This window comes from Methylobacterium sp. WL12, from assembly GCF_008039475.1.
In the GTDB taxonomy this organism is placed as follows: Bacteria; Pseudomonadota; Alphaproteobacteria; order Rhizobiales; family Beijerinckiaceae; genus Methylobacterium; species Methylobacterium cerastii.
In genome coordinates, this window is the sequence record NZ_VRUW01000087.1 from 1 (window position 1) to 19730 (window position 19730).

Annotated in this window: 20 protein-coding genes and 1 pseudogene; 10 read left to right on the forward strand and 11 right to left on the reverse strand. The window is 62.5% G+C overall.

Annotation, left to right across the window (positions count from 1 at the left end; all coding sequences use genetic code 11):
* Positions 1-236 precede the first annotated feature (236 nt).
* The 4 genes from FV226_RS22700 to FV226_RS22715 all read right to left on the reverse strand — a co-directional run bounded on the left by FV226_RS22700 (position 237) and on the right by FV226_RS22715 (position 3742).
* Positions 237-1658 (reverse strand): YfjI family protein, encoded by a 1422-nt coding sequence (locus tag FV226_RS22700; protein WP_187278827.1) that lies wholly within the window; start codon positions 1656-1658, stop codon positions 237-239.
* A 172-nt stretch (positions 1659-1830) separates the two neighbouring features.
* Entirely contained in the window at positions 1831-2754 is a 924-nt protein-coding gene (locus tag FV226_RS22705) for a toprim domain-containing protein (protein ID WP_147764677.1), read from the reverse strand.
* Positions 2751-3233: a hypothetical protein gene (locus FV226_RS22710; RefSeq protein ID WP_147764678.1), complete on the reverse strand. Its 483-nt coding sequence runs from the start codon at positions 3231-3233 to the stop codon at positions 2751-2753. The genes FV226_RS22705 and FV226_RS22710 overlap by 4 nt, the downstream gene beginning before the upstream one ends.
* Positions 3234-3529: 296 nt before the next feature.
* Positions 3530-3742, reverse strand: coding sequence for an excisionase (locus FV226_RS22715; protein WP_147764679.1), 213 nt, complete (start codon positions 3740-3742; stop codon positions 3530-3532).
* A 226-nt stretch (positions 3743-3968) separates the two neighbouring features.
* Between FV226_RS22715 and FV226_RS22720 the strand changes: the two genes are divergently transcribed.
* The 6 genes from FV226_RS22720 to FV226_RS22745 all read left to right on the forward strand — a co-directional run bounded on the left by FV226_RS22720 (position 3969) and on the right by FV226_RS22745 (position 11640).
* The gene (locus FV226_RS22720) at positions 3969-4490 is read left to right on the forward strand and encodes a hypothetical protein (RefSeq protein ID WP_147764680.1); all 522 of its coding nucleotides are present in this window, start codon (positions 3969-3971) and stop codon (positions 4488-4490) included.
* A gap of 526 nt (positions 4491-5016) precedes the next feature.
* Complete coding sequence (locus FV226_RS22725; RefSeq protein ID WP_147764681.1) at positions 5017-5496, forward strand: hypothetical protein; 480 nt, start codon at positions 5017-5019, stop codon at positions 5494-5496.
* Positions 5497-5524: 28 nt separating this feature from the next.
* A complete protein-coding gene (locus tag FV226_RS22730) occupies positions 5525-8512 on the forward strand; it encodes a hypothetical protein (protein ID WP_147764682.1) in 2988 nt (995 codons plus the stop codon).
* 974 nt (positions 8513-9486) lie between these two features.
* Positions 9487-9669 carry a hypothetical protein gene (locus FV226_RS22735; protein ID WP_147764683.1) on the forward strand — a complete coding sequence of 61 codons (183 nt, stop codon included), beginning with the start codon at positions 9487-9489 and terminating at the stop codon, positions 9667-9669.
* Positions 9670-10047: 378 nt separating this feature from the next.
* Positions 10048-10569 carry a serine acetyltransferase gene (locus FV226_RS22740; RefSeq protein WP_147764684.1) on the forward strand — a complete coding sequence of 174 codons (522 nt, stop codon included), beginning with the start codon at positions 10048-10050 and terminating at the stop codon, positions 10567-10569.
* A 513-nt stretch (positions 10570-11082) separates the two neighbouring features.
* Positions 11083-11640 (forward strand): PAS domain-containing protein, encoded by a 558-nt coding sequence (locus tag FV226_RS22745; protein ID WP_147764685.1) that lies wholly within the window; start codon positions 11083-11085, stop codon positions 11638-11640.
* Between the two features lie 2 nt (positions 11641-11642).
* Here the strand turns inward: FV226_RS22745 and FV226_RS22750 are convergent, their stop codons facing one another.
* Positions 11643-11822 (reverse strand): hypothetical protein, encoded by a 180-nt coding sequence (locus FV226_RS22750; protein ID WP_147764686.1) that lies wholly within the window; start codon positions 11820-11822, stop codon positions 11643-11645.
* Between the two features lie 289 nt (positions 11823-12111).
* Between FV226_RS22750 and FV226_RS22755 the strand changes: the two genes are divergently transcribed.
* On the forward strand, positions 12112-12579 hold the full coding sequence (locus tag FV226_RS22755; RefSeq protein WP_147764687.1) for a hypothetical protein: 468 nt from the start codon (positions 12112-12114) through the stop codon (positions 12577-12579).
* Positions 12580-12737: 158 nt separating this feature from the next.
* Positions 12738-13052 (forward strand): hypothetical protein, encoded by a 315-nt coding sequence (locus FV226_RS22760; RefSeq protein ID WP_246685343.1) that lies wholly within the window; start codon positions 12738-12740, stop codon positions 13050-13052.
* A 315-nt stretch (positions 13053-13367) separates the two neighbouring features.
* Here FV226_RS22760 and FV226_RS22765 read toward each other — a convergent pair whose 3' ends face one another.
* Positions 13368-14222, reverse strand: a complete 855-nt coding sequence (locus FV226_RS22765) for an outer membrane beta-barrel protein (RefSeq protein WP_147764688.1) — start codon at positions 14220-14222, stop codon at positions 13368-13370.
* A gap of 439 nt (positions 14223-14661) precedes the next feature.
* Here FV226_RS22765 and FV226_RS22770 point away from each other — a divergent pair, with 439 nt between their 5' ends.
* A complete protein-coding gene (locus FV226_RS22770) occupies positions 14662-14889 on the forward strand; it encodes a hypothetical protein (protein WP_147764689.1) in 228 nt (75 codons plus the stop codon).
* Positions 14890-15317: 428 nt separating this feature from the next.
* Here FV226_RS22770 and FV226_RS22775 read toward each other — a convergent pair whose 3' ends face one another.
* The 5 genes from FV226_RS22775 to FV226_RS22795 form a co-directional block, all read right to left on the reverse strand.
* A complete protein-coding gene (locus FV226_RS22775) occupies positions 15318-15551 on the reverse strand; it encodes a hypothetical protein (protein WP_147764690.1) in 234 nt (77 codons plus the stop codon).
* 192 nt (positions 15552-15743) lie between these two features.
* Positions 15744-15977: a hypothetical protein gene (locus tag FV226_RS22780; protein WP_147764691.1), complete on the reverse strand. Its 234-nt coding sequence runs from the start codon at positions 15975-15977 to the stop codon at positions 15744-15746.
* Positions 15977-16138 carry a hypothetical protein gene (locus tag FV226_RS28150; protein ID WP_187278828.1) on the reverse strand — a complete coding sequence of 54 codons (162 nt, stop codon included), beginning with the start codon at positions 16136-16138 and terminating at the stop codon, positions 15977-15979. The genes FV226_RS22780 and FV226_RS28150 overlap by 1 nt, the downstream gene beginning before the upstream one ends.
* A 392-nt stretch (positions 16139-16530) precedes the next feature.
* Positions 16531-17019: a hypothetical protein gene (locus FV226_RS22785; protein WP_147764692.1), complete on the reverse strand. Its 489-nt coding sequence runs from the start codon at positions 17017-17019 to the stop codon at positions 16531-16533.
* A gap of 480 nt (positions 17020-17499) precedes the next feature.
* Positions 17500-18306 carry a helix-turn-helix domain-containing protein gene (locus FV226_RS22795; protein WP_147764694.1) on the reverse strand — a complete coding sequence of 269 codons (807 nt, stop codon included), beginning with the start codon at positions 18304-18306 and terminating at the stop codon, positions 17500-17502.
* 373 nt (positions 18307-18679) lie between these two features.
* Between FV226_RS22795 and FV226_RS22800 the strand changes: the two are divergent.
* Positions 18680-18952: pseudogene (locus FV226_RS22800) on the forward strand (HU family DNA-binding protein); the annotation flags it as partial.
* Positions 18953-19730 lie beyond the last annotated feature (778 nt).

Genomic DNA, 19730 nt, shown 5'->3' on the forward strand with positions numbered 1-19730 from the left:
ATATACTTACGCGGGAAATGAGGGGTCGCAGGCTCGCCCACCCGCGCTTTCGCGCAACGACCTTGCGGAAGTTGCGGAAGCTGCGGAAGTAACCTTAAGCTGTTGTTCCTGTTGATTAATTACTCCCGCAGACGGTTGCGGAAGTTTTTGCGGAAGTTCCGCGGTTGGTTCAGATCCAGCCTGCCGGCGGATCTCCTCCAGTGCCTTAAAGGGGTCGAACAGGGGCGCATCCATTGTTACGCCTCCCCAACCACTCGGTAGGTCTCGCGGTACGCTTTCCCCTCGATCTCCTGCCGGTTCGCGGGCTCCAAGCGTCCGAACCCGACCAGAGCCTCAATGCGGCGCCGGATGGTGCCGGCGTCCGTCCGAAGGTGGCTCGGTGCAATCTTCTGGATGATGCTAGGGGCCGTCAGGTTGCCCGGCTTCACCTTCTCGACCAGCCAATCAGCCAGGTCGTTCTGCGCGCGGGTCTCGGGATCGAGGATCGCATGCCCGGTCAGGCGCAGCGCTTCCTTCAGGTAGAACATGCCGACGGCGCAGGCCGAGGCCATGATCTCTCCCGAGACCGTCACCTCAAGGTGGCGATCCTGATTGGTGATCCGGCTGGGGTTTGCGGCCGATGGCGCCTCGAACAGGGTCAGGATGCCGGCGATGCGCGCGACGTTCTCGGCCATCTTGAGCGCGGCCGAGCGCACCGGCACCCACATTCCGCCAGGCTTGCACTCGTCCTCGGCGGCCTGCGCGAACCGTTGCCAGAGGCCGCGCGCCTCAACACTCATGCCGAGGATCGGCGGGTCCAATTCGTTGCGGGTGTTCTGCCGGATGGGGAGGCCAACCCCAAGGCAGCGACGGCACTGGCGCTGAAAGGCTACGAGACGGTCGTCGCCGGCCGGGTCGGTGCCACGGATCTCCCGAAGGCCGATCGTGCTGTCGGGCATCGTCACGAGAAAGCGGCCGACGAACCCCTGATCCTTCGCCAGCTCGTCCGCGAGCAACGACGATGCGACCCTCGGCTGGGCGGCGAGGCTGATGCCGACCCTGCGGCCAACGAGGAACAGCGTCTCGCGCGCCCGCACCCGCTGCGCCGACCCGCTGTCCCAAAGTTCGGAGAGGCCGGTGACGGTGCGGGTCTTGGCCTCCTGCCCCATCCCGTGGCCGCCGAGGAACTGTCCGCCTTCGCTGGTGAAGATGCCGATGGAGCCGCGGCCGATCTGAAGCAGGTTCAGGAGCCCTTCGAGGTTCGGTTCCTTGGCGCGGATGACGGGGGCGATCGGATGGTCCGGCTCGCGGAGATCCCGAAGCTTCTGGCGGCGCTCGTCGTGGCCGATTTTGCCGTCGCGCTCGACCTTCTTCTTCTCGGCCTCATAGGCGGCGTGGGACGCTTTGAAGTCGCGTAGGTCTTCGATGTGATCGAGGCGGAGCCGAGCTTCCTCGTCACCGATTGCGGACAGGGCGAGGTTATCGCAGGCGGACTTGCGCTCGCCCGAGACCGCGACCGCGAGCATGAACAGCGACAGCGGGCAGGCTTTCGGCAGGCCCTCGACCTTGATGTCGGCGAGACCTTGGGCGGACAGCATCGCCGCACTGAGGATGGAGTGGGCGCAGAGCGAGCGGGGCGCCTGGACGTGGTACTCCAACGCCTCGACGGCGCCGCGCATCACGGGCGGCAGGTGATCGACCGGGAACGGTGGCGCCGCACTCAGAGCCGGCGCGATCTCAAGGCGGTCTCGCTCCAACGGCTGCGCGCCAGGAAAGCGAGCGCCGTTGCTCCGATCTGGGAAGGGAACCAGGGGTTTCCGCTCTAGAGGCTCGCGGACGCCGTGCACGCCACTATGCATCATGCTTACGGGCCTCTCGGATTTGGTCGTTTAGATCTTTGCCGACGCGCGGGAGCACGATGTCCACAGCGCGGCCGGTTCGATGCCAGCGGGTTCCAACCTCGCGAGAGGCTTGGTCGCTGGCGCCCGCATCGCGCTCGCCGAGGATGGTGAGCTTCCCGACGCCGGGCAGGACAGGGAAGCCGGCAATTCCGGCCGTGGAGCCGAGCGCCCAGACCGGGCTAAGGCCGATCTGCTTGGCGGCTAGACACGTCTCGATACCTTCACCGATCGTAAGGTCGGCAGCGACGGCATCCCCGGCGTCGAGCATCACAGCCGCACCGGCTGCGGTCCCGAGCATCCGGCGTCCGAGCTTCGTCCCTTCGGGGGTCAGCGCCGTCCGGTGAACGCCAACGATCTCGCCCGTCCGCACACACCGCAGCGCCGCGACCATGGCCGGCACGGTGTCCTCGCCCCATGCGCATGCGGGGTGGTAGCGCAGGACATCCCCAGCAACCTCGTCGGGCAGATCCAGGCAGCGCAAGCGCAGGTACACCTCGACAACAGTGTTCCTCGGGTCGCGGCCCGCATCCCAGATCGCGCGCGCCTGCCTCTGCCTGCGCAGCACGGCGGCTCTCTCAACCTCTTCGGCTCGCTCCCGTGCGACGCGACGGCGCTCAACCTCGGCCGGGTCCGCCTCGTAAGACTGACGCCACCGGTCGGCAGGGAGCCCGAGGGCGTCCGCCACGTAATCACGGCAGGCGCGGAAGTCGTCGCCCGCGTGACTAAACACGATGAACCCGTCCGGCGACGCATCGCTGAGGCGGATCGAAAGGCTGCGATCTTTGGGGCTGTGGCCGGGGCCAGGGCAAAGTGCCTGGCTCCCGTGAACGTTGCCTCTCAAGACTCTGGCGATCTCGGCGAGGGTTGCCGTCATGGGTGGCGGTCCTGCATGTCCAAGCGGTCGGTGATCGTGGACAGCCAGTCGAGTTGCTTCACGCTCAGCTCGCGCTTGGATGTCGAAATCTCGGCGATGAAGGCGCGCTCTCGATCGGAGAGGCGCCCCCGATCCGCGTTGCGGCAGTACAGCGCCATTCGGCGGTGGATGGCTGACTGCGTGGGGGTGAAGACGAAGGTCTTGCGGCGGCTCGGCCGGTATTCCGGCGCCGGTCGTGTCGATGCTGAGCGCCACTGCGCGGCGTCCCACTTGGGAGCCGGGCGCCGAACCTCGTGTATATTATCAACGAGGTCCGAGCCGGTCGGGATGGCTCGCGCGAGATCATGGAAGTCGAGCCCAGCCGTGCCGAGCGTCCGGCCGATGGCACGGCAAGCACCAAGGGCTTCGCCGTCTACCGAACTTCCCAGGCTGGGAACTATGCGTCGAACCTTCTCAGGGATCGTGGGGGCGCCGATCATCGCGCTCCTCGCAAGTTCTCGGGCGTGGCGTAGGCCAGCGATGCGATCACGGCGGCGAGCGCTGGACTGTGAACGCGAGTGAGGACGGCGCGGGTGCGCAGATCTTCAAGTGCCGGTCCGTCGTATGCGGGAGCCGGAACGGATTTAGATTGCCGCCGGGGGCGGGATGTCTTATGTGCTGTCACAGGAGATTTGCCTTTTCGGCCCCGCGACGGTGACCCCGTTATCGGGGCCGTTTTTTTGCGCGTTGGGGCTGGTTGCGAATGCCAGCGGGCCGACGCCCGCCAGCGGCGGGGTTAGGCGGCGGGCCGCTGCTCGGCGCTAAGAAGGCGTAGCGCCTCACGCCCTGGCACCATGACGGCTCGGCCGACACGGATTGCCTCGATGTCGCCGCGACGGACCGCGGCGTAGAACCCGTTCACGGACAGTCCGACCGCCTCAGCGAGGGGCGGCACCTTCACGTTCTTGCCCGCGCGGGCTCTTTCCAAAATCTCCGTGATCGTCGGCATGGCGAAGCTCCATCGTGAGGCCATTGGCCTTGAGGCACGCCCAAGGCCAATGTCGCGCAGACCATTACACATTGGTGTTTCGTTAACAATAGGGCTGTGTTAGCGGTAGTGCACTCAATCGCACTCGACGCGCGCAGAGGAGAACAAAATGTCCAGGCGTTCTGACGATGACGAGGGCAAGAAGGCGCCGCTCGGTATGCGGACGACCCCAGCGCTGCGAGCCAAGATGGAGGCGGCCGCAACTAAGGCGGGCCGCTCGTTGGCGCAGGAGGCTGAATTCAGACTTGAGCGCGCATTCGACCCAATAGCAGAACGCTTGTGTGAAATATCCGTTAGCAACAACAAATCATCACAAATAATTAGGGCGCTCGCCGCGGTTTTTGGAGCTGTCTCTTTCGAGGAAGAGGGGTTCCCTACATACCTATCTAGAGCGGCGCTTCTTTCTGCATTTCAGGTGATATTAGAGGAGCATTTCAGAAAGCCCGGCGGCCTGATGGCGGACCTGTTCGTCTCTGAAGATCCCCAGCTTCGCGCAAAGGTGGAAAAGCGCTTTGCTATGTTGGCCGAGCAGATTGTTACGGCTCAGCGAGTTGCGTTGTACGGGGAAGGGGAGGCAGATCCTGGCCTTACGATGCTTCAAACGGCTCAGGTTTTGGGCCTTATCCCTAGCGACGGTCGAGAAGCCGCAAAAACGCTTGATGGGGCCGCTAGGGCAGTCAAACAAAAGAAAATAGTGAGCGCAGGGTAGACGGAGTTGCTAGGTATGGCCTGTTTTACTGGGTATGAAACAAATACTTAGACCGCGCCTGCGCCTTGTAATACTTTCTAGGCTCCACGTTACGGAGCCAAATCATGGGTACGGGTGCCCCTGTCTCCCCTCGCTTGACCACTACGGTGACGGTTAAGGCTCCGGCTGGCCTTGGGGACCAGATCCGCGCCGCTGCCCGCGCTGAGGGTGTTCGGCCCGGCACGCTAATCCGCACCGCGATTGCCGAACGGATCGACCGAGCCGGAGCCGGAGCTGCAGCCGGCCTCCGGGTCGGTCAGCGCTTCGTGGAGGGCAGCCTAGCGAGCCGGAAGGCTGCGCAGAGTTTCAATGGTGGGGCGCCTCGCCTTGCCCCTCCTGGGCCGGTCTCAGATCTCGGCCCGGTCGGCTTGGGCTCTGGCCTGTTAGCGGATCAACGGTAGTGTACAGACCCGCAAATAAATCCGGCCTAGACTCTGGTGCCGGGGCAAGCGTGGCAGCATCTTTACTTCGCAAACGGAGTAGTCAGATGCGCGAGCTGCTAGTGGGTCTCGTCGGTGTTGTTCTCGCGGGCGGAGTAGCTGAGGCCAAGGGGTGCCCTATTGATCGGGCAGTCTATCAGGCTGTCGATACCGGAGCGCGTCTGTACGGCACAGAAATTACACGCCCTGACCTTGTCGGGCGAAAGTTTATCGTTCGCAGTCAGGCAAGCAATTTCAGGTCGATAGAAGAAAAAGGCTTTAGCGAGCCGACGCAAATCGCCAATCTCACCTTGCTTCTCGATGACGGGAAAGAGCGCATCATTGTTGAGCGCCATTTCGCCTCGCATTCGAGTCCCGCAGTAACAGCGATGTCATGGTCGGAACGCGGCCCTGAGAAGAAAACCGACTGGCAGGCTCGGGACAAGACCAGAGAGAAGCATTTCTTTGGCGACCTTACAGCAATCGACGTTCTGGATGGCCCGCTTTCGAGCCTTCAGGTCAAGGCCGTTGGCTGTCGTAAGCGATGACGTTTTAAGCCACTTCTGAGGTATACTGATGCCGACCCAGCGCGACTACATGATTGCCACTGTACTTGGCGAAGATAACCGTGGCTCTCCTCAGGGCCAAGCTGCCATCATTGACAGCATCTTCAACCGTCAAGCCGCGATCATGTCTGGAAGACGCGCGCCGGGGTATTATGAGGCGAACTCGCCTAGCATTCAGGACATCGTTACGGCCAACAGAGGCAATCAGTATAACACCTGGAAGGGGACGCCGGCCGAGGCGGGGAATGCTGCTAGAGCCGCGCGAGCCTTGCAGGGGCGTGACGCAACCTCTGGAACGGAGCGCCAGCAGTACGACCAGATCGCGAAAATTTACGACGAGTACCTGGCGGGTGAAGGCGGCTGGCAGGGCATCTCCCAGGGAGCAACCTTCTACCAGACCCCAAAATCAGCCGAGGACGGGTCTTTCCAAAATAAGTTCTACCGCGACGGCGGGGGCAATGAGAACTATCAAGATATCGGCAGCCATCGTTTCTCGGGAGAAACTGGGCAGTATTTTAAGGACAAGAACGCTTTCTACGCCGCCAACCCGCAAATGTATAACCCCAATACCGGTGCGGGGTATGACGCAAGCTCTCCGCTGAACCCAGGGATTGGCACACAGGGGCCTGGGGACTTTTTCGGCGAGGGCAACGGCAGTCTCGGCAACGCCGCTGGAACCGTCGAAACTGGCAACCCTTTTGGGTTCAGCCAAGGCAATTTCGCGGGCAACGTCGGCAATGGCTCGCTTGGCTCGGGCATCATCCCGAACCAGTCCATTGATGGCTTCGGCAATGGTTTCAACGTCGGCGGCGGCGATCCGGGCTCCTTCGGCCAGTTCAACGGCACGATGGAGACGGGCGGCGGCCTTGGCTTTGCCGGTGGGTTCAATCCCTCGGCTTACCTCGCAGCCAATCCCGATGTCGCCGCGGCCGGCGTAGACCCGCTTCAGCACTGGCTCCGATACGGCCAGGCTGAGGGGCGACCTCTCGGCACGCAAGGGCAGTCGCCGACGATCAACCCTTTCGGCTTCTCGGCCGCAGATGCCTCGGGTGGCGTCGGGAATGGGAGCCTAGGCCAGCCGCTCGACTCCTACCCCGACACCTCAGCGACCGCATTCGGTGGCGGGTTCGACCCCTCTGCCTACCTTGCTGCCAACCCGGACGTGGCCGCTGCTGGCGTCGATCCCTTGCAGCATTGGCTGAGGTACGGACAGGCGGAGGGCCGTCCGCTCACCCCCAACGCCAATCCTTTCACGGGGAACGCGAACAGCGCTCCTGATCCGATCAGCGCGGACTTCTCCGGCTCGCCGTTGTCGCCGATCGATGCCGGGAACCCGATTGCATATCCTGATGCAATCCAGGGCAACTTCGGCTCGCCGCTCAACCCCGTGCCGACCGGTCCGAACGTCTCTCAAGGCGTTGGCCCAGGCACGTTCCATGGGACGTTCAACGGAGCGGACTATTTGGCGGCCAATCCCGACGTTGCCGCTCAGCACGTCGATCCGCTCCAGCACTATCTGACGTATGGGTTTCAGGAAGGGCGCGCCTTAGACCCGCAGGGCGATCGGGTCAGCCAAGGCTTCAATCCCAGCCAGTACCTTCAGACCAACCCGGATGTCGCCGCCTCGGGCGTGAACCCCCTTCAGCATTACCTGCAATACGGTGCCCACGAGGGGCGCTCGGCCGACTTTTCGGGCGGGGTTGGTCCTGGCAGTTTTGGCGCGGGCATTTATCAGCCCGCGAGCGTCGGCTCACTCGGGCTTGATCCTGCCGCTTCGATTTTCATCCCCGGTCAGATCAATGCCGACTTCTCCGGTTCGCCGCTTTCACCCGTTGATACTGGCAATCCGATCGCAACGCCGGCCTCAATCAACGCGGACTTCGGCTCGCCTCTTTCTCCGGCCCCGACCGGCCCGAACGTCTCCGCAGGCGTGGGGCCGGGCTCGTTCCACGGCACCTTCAACGCAGCCGACTATCTCGCCGCGAACCCGGATGTCGCCGCTCAGCACGTCGATCCGTTGCAGCACTACCTCACCTACGGCTTCAACGAGGGGCGCGCCTTAGACACGGCCGGAGATCGCATCAATCAGGGCTTCAATCCGAGCCAGTATTTCAACGCCAATCCAGACGCTGCCGCATCCGGGGTAAGCGCGCTGCAACATTATATCCAGTATGGCGCGCACGAAGGGCGGGCCGCTGACTTCTCCGGTGGTGTGTCTCCTGGCAATTTCGGCGCAGGCATCACGCCGTATGCGCCCGCGCCGGGGCCTATGGACTTCTCAGGCTCGAATGTCTCGCAAGGGCTTGGGGCAATGGGGAACGGGGCATTCGGGCTGGGGTCTGGCGGCGGATACAATGCGCCTAGCCCCTACAGCTTCTCAGGGGGCAACTTTGGCGGTGGCCTTGGTGCTCAGCCGCAGTCGACGGGAGGCTATTACCCGGCGGGTGGCGGGCAGAGCGGCGGTGGGGGCATCGACCCCTATGGCTTCTCAAGCCAGAACGTCGGTGGGTTTGATGCGAACAGCTTCGGTGGCGGTAGCGGCGGTGCCGGCGGCGGTGAGGACTTCGCTGCCGGGACCAAGGATTTTAACCTGTCTCCTGGGTTTGAACCCACCGCAAGCGAGGACTTTTCGAGCGGGCAGGGCGATTACAGCGGAGAATACGGTGGTGGGGGCTTCAACCCGCAGGCCAGTGAGATGGCCTTCCTTCGCGGGCAGCTCGATCAGCAGTACGCTGCCAACGCGCGCTTGGCTGCGAGCAACGACACGAACATCGCCTTTGCGAACCAGGGCGCGGCGCAGGCGAACCAGCTTAATGCCGTGGGTGCTGGCAACGCCGCGCGGCAGTTCGCCGGCATTCAGGCTGGGCTAGGCATTGCACCGGTCCCCGGCACCAGCTTTGCTCCAGGACCAGTCGGCATTCAGACCATCGGCGGCATTGGCCCGATGAACTTTGGCCTTGCTGGCCTCGGCGGCGCGCCGCTGCGTGGGTTCTTCTGAGATGCCCGCTCGCACAATGCGAGGCGCCATCCTGCTCGTCATCGTCACGCTGGCTCTTACTGCCTCAATGATGAGAGGCAGCCTACCGGGCTAATCCCTCTCCTATCGAAGCAGCTCTGCGACGGCCCAAGCCGCCGTACCAGCTTTCCATGTCAGCCAACCGGCCCATACAGCGTTGGCTATCACCCCGACGATAAGCGCCCCGTAGCAGAGCGTGCCTCTGATCTTATCGACATCGAGCTTGGTTTTAGAAGCGAAATTAGCCTGCACAGGCGCCCCTGATAGGTTCTGACGCTGTTTTATGTCAGGTTTTTCGCGGCTGATCTGTGACTAGGCAACCACAGCGTGGACCAATGGTGATCCCACCTGTCAGGCTGGGCCTGCCGGTCGCCGCCCAGCGATGGAGAGCGCTGGAGGGCCGGGCTCGGAATTGAACCGAGCTTATGAAGCGCTTGCGGCGCAACCGGGTAACCGATCCCCCACCGGCCCATCCGTCCGACGAGCGGAACGGGCGGCTTTAAGCAGCGGCTAATGTCACCGTCAAACCGTTTCCTGCGACCCCGCGGAAACGTGAGGATCGACCCTGGCTGAGGCCAATCTGGAACCGTGATTTGAGGTCGAAGTTATCGCGAGGGGCGCCTGAGCGGTCATTCACTGCCTCTCTTTGCGATCTCCCGCAGCCAGCATTCCGCGGACATTGTTGCTCCTAACGCTGTTGCGAAGGCATAGGGCGACTGGGTTACCGATGCGGAGGACAACGCCGTGATGCTCCACCGATAGGAGCCCGGCTGTTGGTCGCTTGGGAACACCGAGATCACATGGCCGCGTTTCGTGTCACTTGTCATACCCTGGGTCATGCCACGCGGGTGCGCGCCTATTGTGGCCGGGTCAACTTCGATAGGATTTCGAACTAACCTACTACCCGGCTCGCAACGCCATGTTGTCGAGGTGACCACGCATCGCTACAGCGCGCCATGGACAAGCTCGAAGCCCTTCTGGACCGTCTCAAAGCCCGCCAGCGCGACCTCATCATGGAAGCCGCTCAGTACGACACGATGCCGGCGGACAGCACGCTGAAGCGGATCGCGGAGCTTGAGAACGTGATCGCAGCAGTTGAAGCGGTGGCGCACGAGGAGCGGGGCCGCCGGCAACGTTAGGGTCCAGGAACCGCGGTAGGCGGCGCCAACGTGCCAGCAATCCTTATCGCGGCCCAGCCTTACCCGTGTCGATGTTCTCGTAGGGAGCGACGACCGCGGCGGAGATACGGAGCAACAAGTCTGGTTCGAAGCTAACCGGCCGAGCTATTCCAGCTTACCTGGCGGGTGGAGGGGGTGTTTCTGCGAGCGGATTGAGTCATCAGCTGGTCGCCAGTTCGGCCACGGTTTGCCGATTGCTCCGATCGCACATCACAACAGACAGAAAGAAATTTTCAACCAGAAGAGCATTTGACTTTTTACAATCGCGCTCTGGTTGTGTGAGAATGCGGTTGTGGCTGACGCAAGCATGCTTAGCCCGGCACCTTTGGAAGATATCTGATGCTGCCCGGTTCGAAGCCGTCGTGGTCTGATGTTGCAGCTGCCTTGCGCGCAGATCGGCAGCACTGGGCAAGGCATGGGCACGCCTACCCACGTCTGAACCGCGGCTACCATGCCATTCTGCTGCACCGGCTTTCACGTTTTGCGCACGAGCGCGGCTGGCGCGAAGCCGCGTGGTTCCTCTGGCTGGTCAATCACGCCTGGACGAAAGCCGACCTCCCTCCATCAACCCGGATCGGAGGCGGCTTGTTCTTGCCTCATCCAGCCGGGATTGTGATCGCCGGGGCGGTTGGCAAAAACGTCACACTCGGAATGCTGGTAGGGATCGGTGGACTGTACAAAAAACCTGAGGGGGATATCGGCGGCGGCCCAGGACTGCCGGTAATCGGAGATGATGTAGTAATTGAGGCTCGCGTCTTAGTACTTGGCCCAGTGAAGGTAGGCGACCGGGCCTGGATCAAACCTCGTTCATTCATCCGACAAGATGTTGAGGCGGATCATGAAGTGAGTATCGAAGCTTGATCTATTTAGACCCGGAGGCGGAAAAACCATCAAGGCTTATTGTGGTTTCAGACGAAAGTCAGGGGTCCGCTCTTCGGTCCCGATGTCTGGTTAGTAAGCCTGAACGCACATATGGCTCTCAGCGAGCCATTCTCCGAACAAACTCGATGCACTCGCGGCGCTTCTGTTCGTCAGGAATGCGATCGAACAACTGCAGCAGTTCGACAGCGTTGACAGAAGGATCGGTCGGGCGAGCCGCGTGAGAGTCAGTGAACACACTGACGGGCATTTCCAAGGCGTCAGCAATCCGGCGAAGGGCGTGATTGGTGTCAGTCGGGGCCATCGCTTCAAATGACCCTATGCCCGATCGTGAGCCAGGGGGTGAACTGCGCAATGCCGCCCCCTCACGAGAAGTTGTCCTATATGCCACACAGACAACCTGTAGTGAGGGCATAGGCTCATCGAGTGGCGCAGGCTGAGATATCTTGGTCAGTGTCATGCTCCTTCGACGGAGCAGTCTGGGGGGGGGAAGCAATGCCGTCGATAGCCACGATTGACCCAGCCCTCAAAGCGGCAGGTATCGTCGGGACTTGGAATACGAACGTACCAGCAGCGCTGTCCGTGCTTGATGAAGGCGCCGCCCGACTGCTCGCTGGCAACGTGGATCTCGCCGGACGACCAATACCCCTCGACATCGCTCTAGGACGCACACATCCGGATGATCGCGACTGGGTGTTCGACCGCATCCGCCGTGTCCGGCGGACAGGTGGGTCTACCTCGACCGAGTTTCGTATCGTCACTGAGACGGGAGAAGTCCGCTGGATACTCAACCGCGGCTACCTTGCGGCAGATGCAAACGGGGTGATGCGTGGGCGTGGCGCCTACATCGACACGACGGACACCCATCGCGGTCCGTTTCTGGTGGTTGGGGCGGAACAACCTGACAAGCCTGACCCGCTGATCGAAGCGGTGGACCGCTGCATCGATGCGCACAAGGCAGTCGGCCGGGTCGGTGATCGAGGTCTGTTACGGCTCTCCGAGTTGATGCTGTTCGAGATCGGTCGGACCATCGCGCAACGCATACGATCCTGACGCTAAATCCGCCCACCCTGAAACGCTGCGATCTGCGCACGTAGCGCCTCGTTTTCGGCGTGCATTTCGCCGGCATCGACGGCGGTCTCGATCAGCAGCTCCTGCGCCTCGGCCAGCGCAGCGCGAAGTTCCGCGTTCTCCGTCGCGAGCGCCAGGACCAGAACCGTCGTCTCGTCGCTCATCCTTCAGCAACCTGTCTGATCTACCGTGGATGTCGCTGCATCAGCGGCCAGCAGATCCCCCCGATCGGCTGTGGCGGCCCTGCTTTTCCCCCCTTTAGCAGGGCCGCCCCCGGTGTTTTCCTAGGCCGACATCGGCCCGACCTCGTGCGCACACGGGCTGAGAGGGAAAGGCACAACCCGATCCGGTCAGCGGCTGATGCAAATTATTTTTGACTGCTGACCGCTCAGGCCATTTCGACTTTCGTGCTGCGACGAGATCATCGGGGCTCTATCAACCGGAGCCATACCGATGTCCCTCGCGACCACCACCGACACCGCCGCCATCAAGACGGTGCCCCTCTCGAAGTACGAGATCCAGCGCAACGAGCGCCATGCCGAGGCGCAGGGCCGGTCCGATGCCAAGCGTCGGGGGAAGAACGCCCCGCGCCGGGACGACATGGCGCGCGCCGCCTACTACGTCCTCCTGATGATGTTCAACGCGCCGAAGGTCAGCGTCGAGGAAAGGGCGCAGCTGCGAGGCGCGACCACCAGGATGCTCAAGAAGGCTGGCTTCGATCGCGGGGCCGCTCGGGACATCTTCACCAGGCATGCCGCAGGGGTGATCGACGACCTCGACGGTTGGCTCGCCCAGCGTTGGTACGCCGAAGGGCGGCGGCTGAATGATAACCGTGGCCCCTACGTTTCGGTGAAACAGACCCCTGCAAGGGTTGCCTTAATCGTAGCGAAGCCGGCGGCAGACCTGTCAGCTGCTGAATAGGAGTAACGCAGGGAGTACCAGGCTTAGGGGTCAGCGGCTGACCGAGAGTGGCGTTACCTCCTGGCACCTGCTGAACCAGCGTGCTGGTGACAGGACCGACACCTGATAGGGTCTCGAACGCTCAGGTCGAACGCTGCGCGCTCACAGGGAGTAACCCTTTGCTGAAGACCATGTTTCTGGCACTGAGCCTGCTTATCGCAGGTTTATCTCTCGCACCTGCTCCGGCTTCCGCCGCGCAGATTGGGGTCGCAGCCATCCCCAAGACGGCACCTGCAGTCGAGCCGGTTCAGTTCGGCTACGGCTATGGTCGCGGTGGTTACGGCCGTGGCGGTTACGGTCGGGGCTATCGTGGTGGCTACGGTTATGGTGGCCGTGGCTACGGCGGACCGCGCTTCGGCCGGGGCTATGGCGGTTATGGCCGCGGCTACGGCGGGGGGCGCGGCTACGGCTACGGCCGTCGAAACTTCTACTGACCGATCCAAGCGCTCCGCCGAAACGCGGAGCGCCCCTCATGGCCTCGTTGGTTGAGCATGAGATGACCTTTGAGCAGGCCATAGGCCGGCGCAGACGGTTCCTGTTCCCCGCTGCATCGACCTTCACACGACCACCCGACCCGAGGCTTCATAGACATGGCGCAGGGAACTGGCACGCGCCTGCCTGTCGTCACGTGCTCGAAATCCAATTCAAACGACGAACGCCCCAGGAGCTGAACTCCTGAGGCGCTGCTTGACCTAGCGGCCAGTCTGATCGGGCTGGGGATCTCTAGGCCAAGAAAGTGGCCGAAGGTCCTAGTACGAGCCGAACTTGTAGTTCAGGCCGGCGCGGACGACGGCGAACTCGGTGTCGTTGCGGCGAGCCACGTAGCCCGGAGCGAAGAATACGGCGCCAGCAGCGTTGGTTGCGTAAGCGCCATTCAGACGGTTGTTCTGATCGAGGTTCACGTACAAGCCTTCTACCTTCAGCGTAACGGCCGAAGAGCGGAAGAAGTTCAGGAACGAGTCGGTCGGCAGGGCGTATTCGACACCACCACCAACGGTCCAGCCGGTACGGAAATCGTCGCGGCTGCTGTTCGGCAGGCCGAACTCGCGACCACCGCCAGCGCCGTAGGCGAAGCCGCCGGTGGCGTAGAACAGGGCCTTGTCGAAGGCGTAGCCGAGGCGACCGCGCACGGTGCCGAAGAAGTCGAGGCTAGAGACGCCGTTCGGGCTGAACGCCTGAACGCCAGGTGCCAGAGCGAAGCCCGGGGTCACGAGGTAGCGGTTCCGGTTACGGCCGAAATCGACGTACTGAGCGTCGGCTTCGATGCCGATCACGACACCCGAGCCCGGGGTGAACTGGTAGTTGTAGCCGACCTGGCCACCGCCGGTGAAGCCGTCGGTCGAGTCCGTGCCACCGAAGGCGATCTGGGTCGGGACGGCGGCCGCGACGGCCGTGCCCGGAGCGACGTTGACGACCGTTGCAGCGTTGCTGCGGCTTGAGGCGTCGAAACCGTAACCCGCGTTCACACCGAAGTAGAAACCAGTCCAGGTGAACACCGGCACCGGCGTGAACACCGGCGGCGGAGCGCGACGCGGCAGGTCAGCGGCGGAAGCGGCAGCAGTGAGTGCCGTAAAGGCGGCGAGTGTCGTGAGAAGCTTCTTCATGGCCTGAACCCCTTCAGATTGCCCGATCTGGCCTGAGGATAGCCCCATCAAGTTCCGGAGGATGTATCTTGCCTGCCACACTTGTGACCGGATTGCGGCAAGGGCCGCTTGCATTTCAATCGGCTGCAATACGGTCCGCGCGGCATTTGCGGATCAGCAGATCCGCCCTGATCCGCTGTGGCGGCCCTGCTTTGTCCCCTCATGCAGGGCTGCCTCCTGCGTCGCCTACATGCCCAAGCGCACGGCGGACACGGACTTGTGAGCCGACATCGACAAGCTTTTTGGTAGTTAGACCAAGACCCTTATTCGGGTCATTCGACCCCATCTTGGCGCGCCGTTAACCCGGCGCGCCTTTTTCCAATCTAAATCAGTATAAAATACGGTTGCCCCGATCTCTTGCTTCCTGGCAAGGCGATTGGACGAAGCGACGGAGGGGCAAATGGCGGGCGAGAGAGGGCTTGGCTTTGATGGGCTGGACAAGCTGCCAACGCCACCGCGCTACCGCGCCATCCTCTTGGGAAAGAGCGGTGAAGTCCTTGGGATGACCCGCTTGCACGTTGGCGATGATCCGACCGCAATCGTTGAGGCGAAAGCCCTCGTGAACGGGCATGCTATCGAATTATGGGACGGCGTGCGTTTCATCGAACACTTTCCAGTATCGAATTAACCCAGACGCGCCTTTTCCTTTGGTTCAAGCGCGAAGGAAACGTACCGTCTCATGGCGAACCTCCACGAGATGGTCGATGCGACGCTTGGAAAGCTTGATAGCCCTGGAAGCACAGGCGCTGACTGATCGGATTGAGATCCATCGAGCTGAGCAGGCCGCGATCATAGATGCGTTCCGCGCGGTATTTAGGACATTACAAGCGCTTATTAAGCGGACCGTTGTTCGTGCTGTCGCATCCCACAAGTCTTGGGTGATACGATCCCGCAACAAGGGCTGATACAAGGCTTCATATGGGCATCGCTTTAGCGTTTTTTTCTCGGAATGAAATGCGTATTAGCCGCCGATAGCGGTAGTTCGGCCCTTAGTGCTTAACGCACCCCTGTCCTCGCCTTCCAACCAAGGCTGGATGGGTGGCGGGCCGAACCAAGTTAACAGTACGGGCTCCGGCCCGCCTCATTCCAGATCGCGCGCTGCTCCATCCACGCATCGCGGTCCGCACGCGCCACGTCCAAGTCCCGCTGCACCTCCTCAAGCCGGGCGTGCATCTCGCCGGCATCGACGGCGGTCTCGATCAGCAGCTCCTGTGCCTCGGCTAGCGCCGCGCGCAGCTCCGCGTTCTCGGTAGCGAGCGCCAGGATCACCGCTGCCGTGTCATCGCTCATCCTTCGGCAACCCGTCTGATCCATTATCGACCCCGCTGCATCCGCAGCCAGCGGGTCCTCTTGATCCGCTGCGGCGGCCCTGCTTTCACCCCATGGCAGGGCCGCCACCATCACCCTAAGATTGGCTTGCCTTGGTTCTCGGACAGGAGCGGGCAGCGAGGTTCGAGGTAGCCCTAAAAACGATCGGTGAGCCTAGGACTGGTGAGCTGCAACGCAGGCCTTCGGGACGGATGCTTCGACCGAGACGCCTTCCAGTTCGGCGAGGCTCAGCACGCTCCCGTCCGGCCCTGTGATCGTCACGTCCGATAATTCGCGACCGACCATGTCGCGATACTTTCTCACCGCCCATTCGGGCGATGGGCATCGGTAGGTGACGGTGCCGCCTTTCGTGGCGCCTCGAACGATGTAGACGGGGTTCGGCTCCATCACACTTCGATCCCAGCAGCACCTAGGATGGCACGCTGCTTCAAGATGCTGATGCGGTGGGTTCGGATCGTGTGCTCAAGGTCGGGCACAGCAGGATCATTCGCGTCACGCAGATCCGCAACGGCTTCGGACATCGCCGCGATCGCGAACTCGTCGAGCATGACGTTGAAAGCGATCCTGTCGCTGAGGCGCGCACAAGAACACTCAGATCTATGCCTTGGCTTCTGCATGAAGCCCTAACCAGCCCAGCGGTTTTTGGTTCGCCTGACTGGTCTCGGGGCCTTCAGAGCGCCCGCCACTATCAAGTTCCCGACGGAAGCTATCGAAGCGGGCCATAAGCCGGCGCCGACGGTTCCTGTTCCCCACTGCATCGACCTTCACACGACCGCCCGGCCCGAGGCTTCACGGGCACGGTGCAGGGAACTGGCCCACACCGACCTGTCATCGCGTGCTCTCTGTGCTGGGCAGCCTGCCGGCGTTCGCGACCGCCGCGGCGCGCGAGCGTCGAGAGGCGGGCGCTGTAGCAGACCATCAGCCGCTCCGCACCACCGCTTCAGGCTATCTGCTTGGCAGCCGGTTCGATAGCGAACTCACTCGCGATCGTGTCGTAGACACGGGTCAGCCACTCCTCTGCGATCCGGGCTCGTTCCTCGGCGGCTTTCACCTTCTCGTCGGCGGCTTTGAGTAGGGCGTCAGCACGGCTCTGGATCTCGGCAGTGCGTGCTTCAGCGGCCCGAACCCGTGCGACAGCGTTCCGCATATCTTCCCGCGTCTGATCCAGCAGCTGCCGAACGCGTAGCTCCTGCTCCTGCGCCTGAGCCTCGACCTCGCGGGCATGGTTGGCGGCATCACGAACCCGGTCGATCAGCTTGGACCAATCCCGGAGCAAGGATCGAGGCGGTGAAGGTGACGGCTCAGCGACGTCGCTGACGGGCGCGAGGATCTGCACCACTTTGTTCGAGGACGTCTCGGAGAGGGGGGCGTCCGTCGGAGCGTCCAGGGGAGACAAGCCCTGCCAAAGGTACTTCTTAGCCGTGTCCATCGGGCTTCCTCCCACAGATAGCTGAGGCCCAATTAGACCGAGGGCCTTTTGTTAATCGCTTATTTAGACTGCTTACCAGCGTCGTGGTGAATGAGGAGCCTTCTTTTGCAAGTGGAGCTTGGAAAGAAAGAGGTGTTTCTCAGAGAGCACAGTTCGCACCTGTGCTTGGCCGAGATTTTCTAGTCGTATCTACGGCGTCCGTATAACATTTGTAAGATCACTCACTACCTGCCTCATAAGTGGCGGCCATGGTGCTTCGTATTCTACAAGCAATCGTGCGGCCTGGATCAAGGCAATAATTTGCTCGGTCGGGATGGGTCTTCTTACCATTTGAGCATATCTAACGCGCGCAGCGAGGGTTGAGCCCAAGCGTTGAACTTCGGTCACTTTTGCTAAGCTTACACGCGGCGCTATCGCATCACTGGATGTGTCGTTCATTCTCACCCTTTCGCTGCAAGGCTCGGCTTCCCTTACCTGACGCTACGTCCCGGACGAGGTCCTGCCGATTGCCCTGATCTCCACTCCTCGGCAGCTCTTTCGACGTTTCTGAGCCTCTGAATTCACAGGGTAGGGAACAGGAGTATTCGTGCCGCTCACGGATTTACGCCCTCCCCCCTTGGGCATCGCGGCGGGCGAGGTCGATCCAAATTTGGATTGGCCTGCCTTGCGCGCCAGCCGCAGCCAGGCCGTCCACTCCCGCGACACGATGCAGACCACGTTGGTGTCGCTGCGGAAGCGGGCGAGGCGCCGTTCCTCGACCGTTACGAGGGCGAGCATTTTGGCCTGCCGGATCGCATTGCGGACAGTCGCACGGCTTACGCCTGCCAGTGCCGCGACATGATCCAAAGCTAGGCGACAGTCGCCCCGCTTTGCGACCTCGACCGCGATCACGGCTAGCACCGCCTGCTCTGCCAGCGTGAACCGTGCTGCAATACCTGGAGGAAGCCGCCCAGAGGCCGCCCAGCGGCGACGGCGCTCCATCGAGGCATCCGTACGCGGGCGGGAGCCCGCGCGGCTCCTGGGGGCTCCTGTGAGGCCGGATGCAATACTGGGGATCTCGGCATTGGCGCTCCCCGAAACGGGGGACCTCAAAACTTGGGCGTTTCCCATGTTTGCCGCAGGCCGCGCCGAACCCTGCCGCGCCTCGATCAACCCGGACAGCGCCTCAGCTTCGGCTTCGGTCAGGTGCCCTTCTCCGAACGCCTTCCACAGCGCGGACGCGACAGCCGGCAACGCGGCGCGCGAGGCCGCCTCCGCCTGCCGGCGGATCTCATAGGCATAGTTCATCGCTCACAGCCCTGCTCGGGCCGCGTCAAAGCAGGGGGCGCAGCGGTAGCTGTCCCCGGCAAAAGGCAAAGCGCCATCGTTTCGGGAAATGATCCCGATTGACTCCCGGCGGGAGCTATGATGTCTGGGGAGCTGGAAACGGTCTCCACAGACCCATCGATTTCGACGGCCTCACCCTTGCCGGGGTGGGGCCGTTGGCGTTTTGGGCTTAGGTCTTTCTCGCGGCCTTGGTCCCTTGTCTCTGCCGGCTCACGACTCGCCAAAAGGCGCGCACAAGCCGGACATGGCATGTCGGCTGGCAGGCCCGGCTAAGTCAACGGCGAGGGACACGTCGAGGCTTGCCAGGCGGCGTTGGCATCCGCATTCCGGCGCCATGATCCGGTCCGACCTCGTCCTGCGCCTCGCTGCCCAGAACCCGCATCTCTACGAAAAGGACTGCGAAGCGGTGGTCGATGCCATCCTCGGCCGCATCGCTGACGCACTGGTGGCGGGCGATCGGGTGGAGATCCGCGGGTTCGGCTCGTTCTCGGTGAAGGAGCGGCAGGCGCGAGAGGGACGCAATCCGAAGACCGGAGCGCCGGTGTCGGTCTCGGCCGAGGGCGCCTTGGTCTTCAAGGCTGGCAGGGAGATGCAGCGGCGCCTAAACCCGTTAGGCTCAACGCCTTCGATCCCAGGACACCCTATGCCAGATCTGCGGGTTGAACCTCGCGAGCACCCAAGGGTTAATAGCCAAGCTGAAGCTCGCCCAGAAAGGTCGGGTATCGCATCGGGGCGACCATAATGGTGAAGCGGATCGCGACTTTCGGATTGGTTCTGCTCGCTGTGGGCGGCTGCTCAAGGCTGCAGTTGGGGTCGACCGCCTACAGCTCGTTGCCTTCGGTTGCGCTACCCGGTGCTGGAACACCGTTCGTCGCAAATCCAGCGCCTCCACTCGACCGGAGCACTGCCCTCACGCCTGTGGTCATTCCTGGCACCCTCCTGACGCCACAGGCGAACAATGGCCGACGTGGCGTGGACCCTACTGCAATGCTGGGAGCCCCCGCACGCGCCCGCTCGCTTACCGAGCCCGTGCACTCCGTGGATCACTCGAAATCGACGGCACTGGCCAGCCGGTCTCACAAGTTGATCGACAGGGATGTGACAGAGACCGGTGCAACGTCCGCGGGGAGAGGATCGACGACTAGCCGACAAGATCCAGCGCCTTCTGATGCGCAGAACTACAATCGCGAGGCCGCGATGGATCGCCTGGTAAACGGCGGCAAAGATGCAGCAAGGGCCATCTGTTCAGGCTGCTGATCTAGGAGCCCGTCCGAGTAACGAGTTTACGCGGTGGGATGAGGTTGGAAGTGTGGGCAGACGTGGGCGTCGGCTTTGGGCTCAGTGACTGGCCTTGGCCAGCTTGAGGAGGTTGTGGGCGGTGCAGA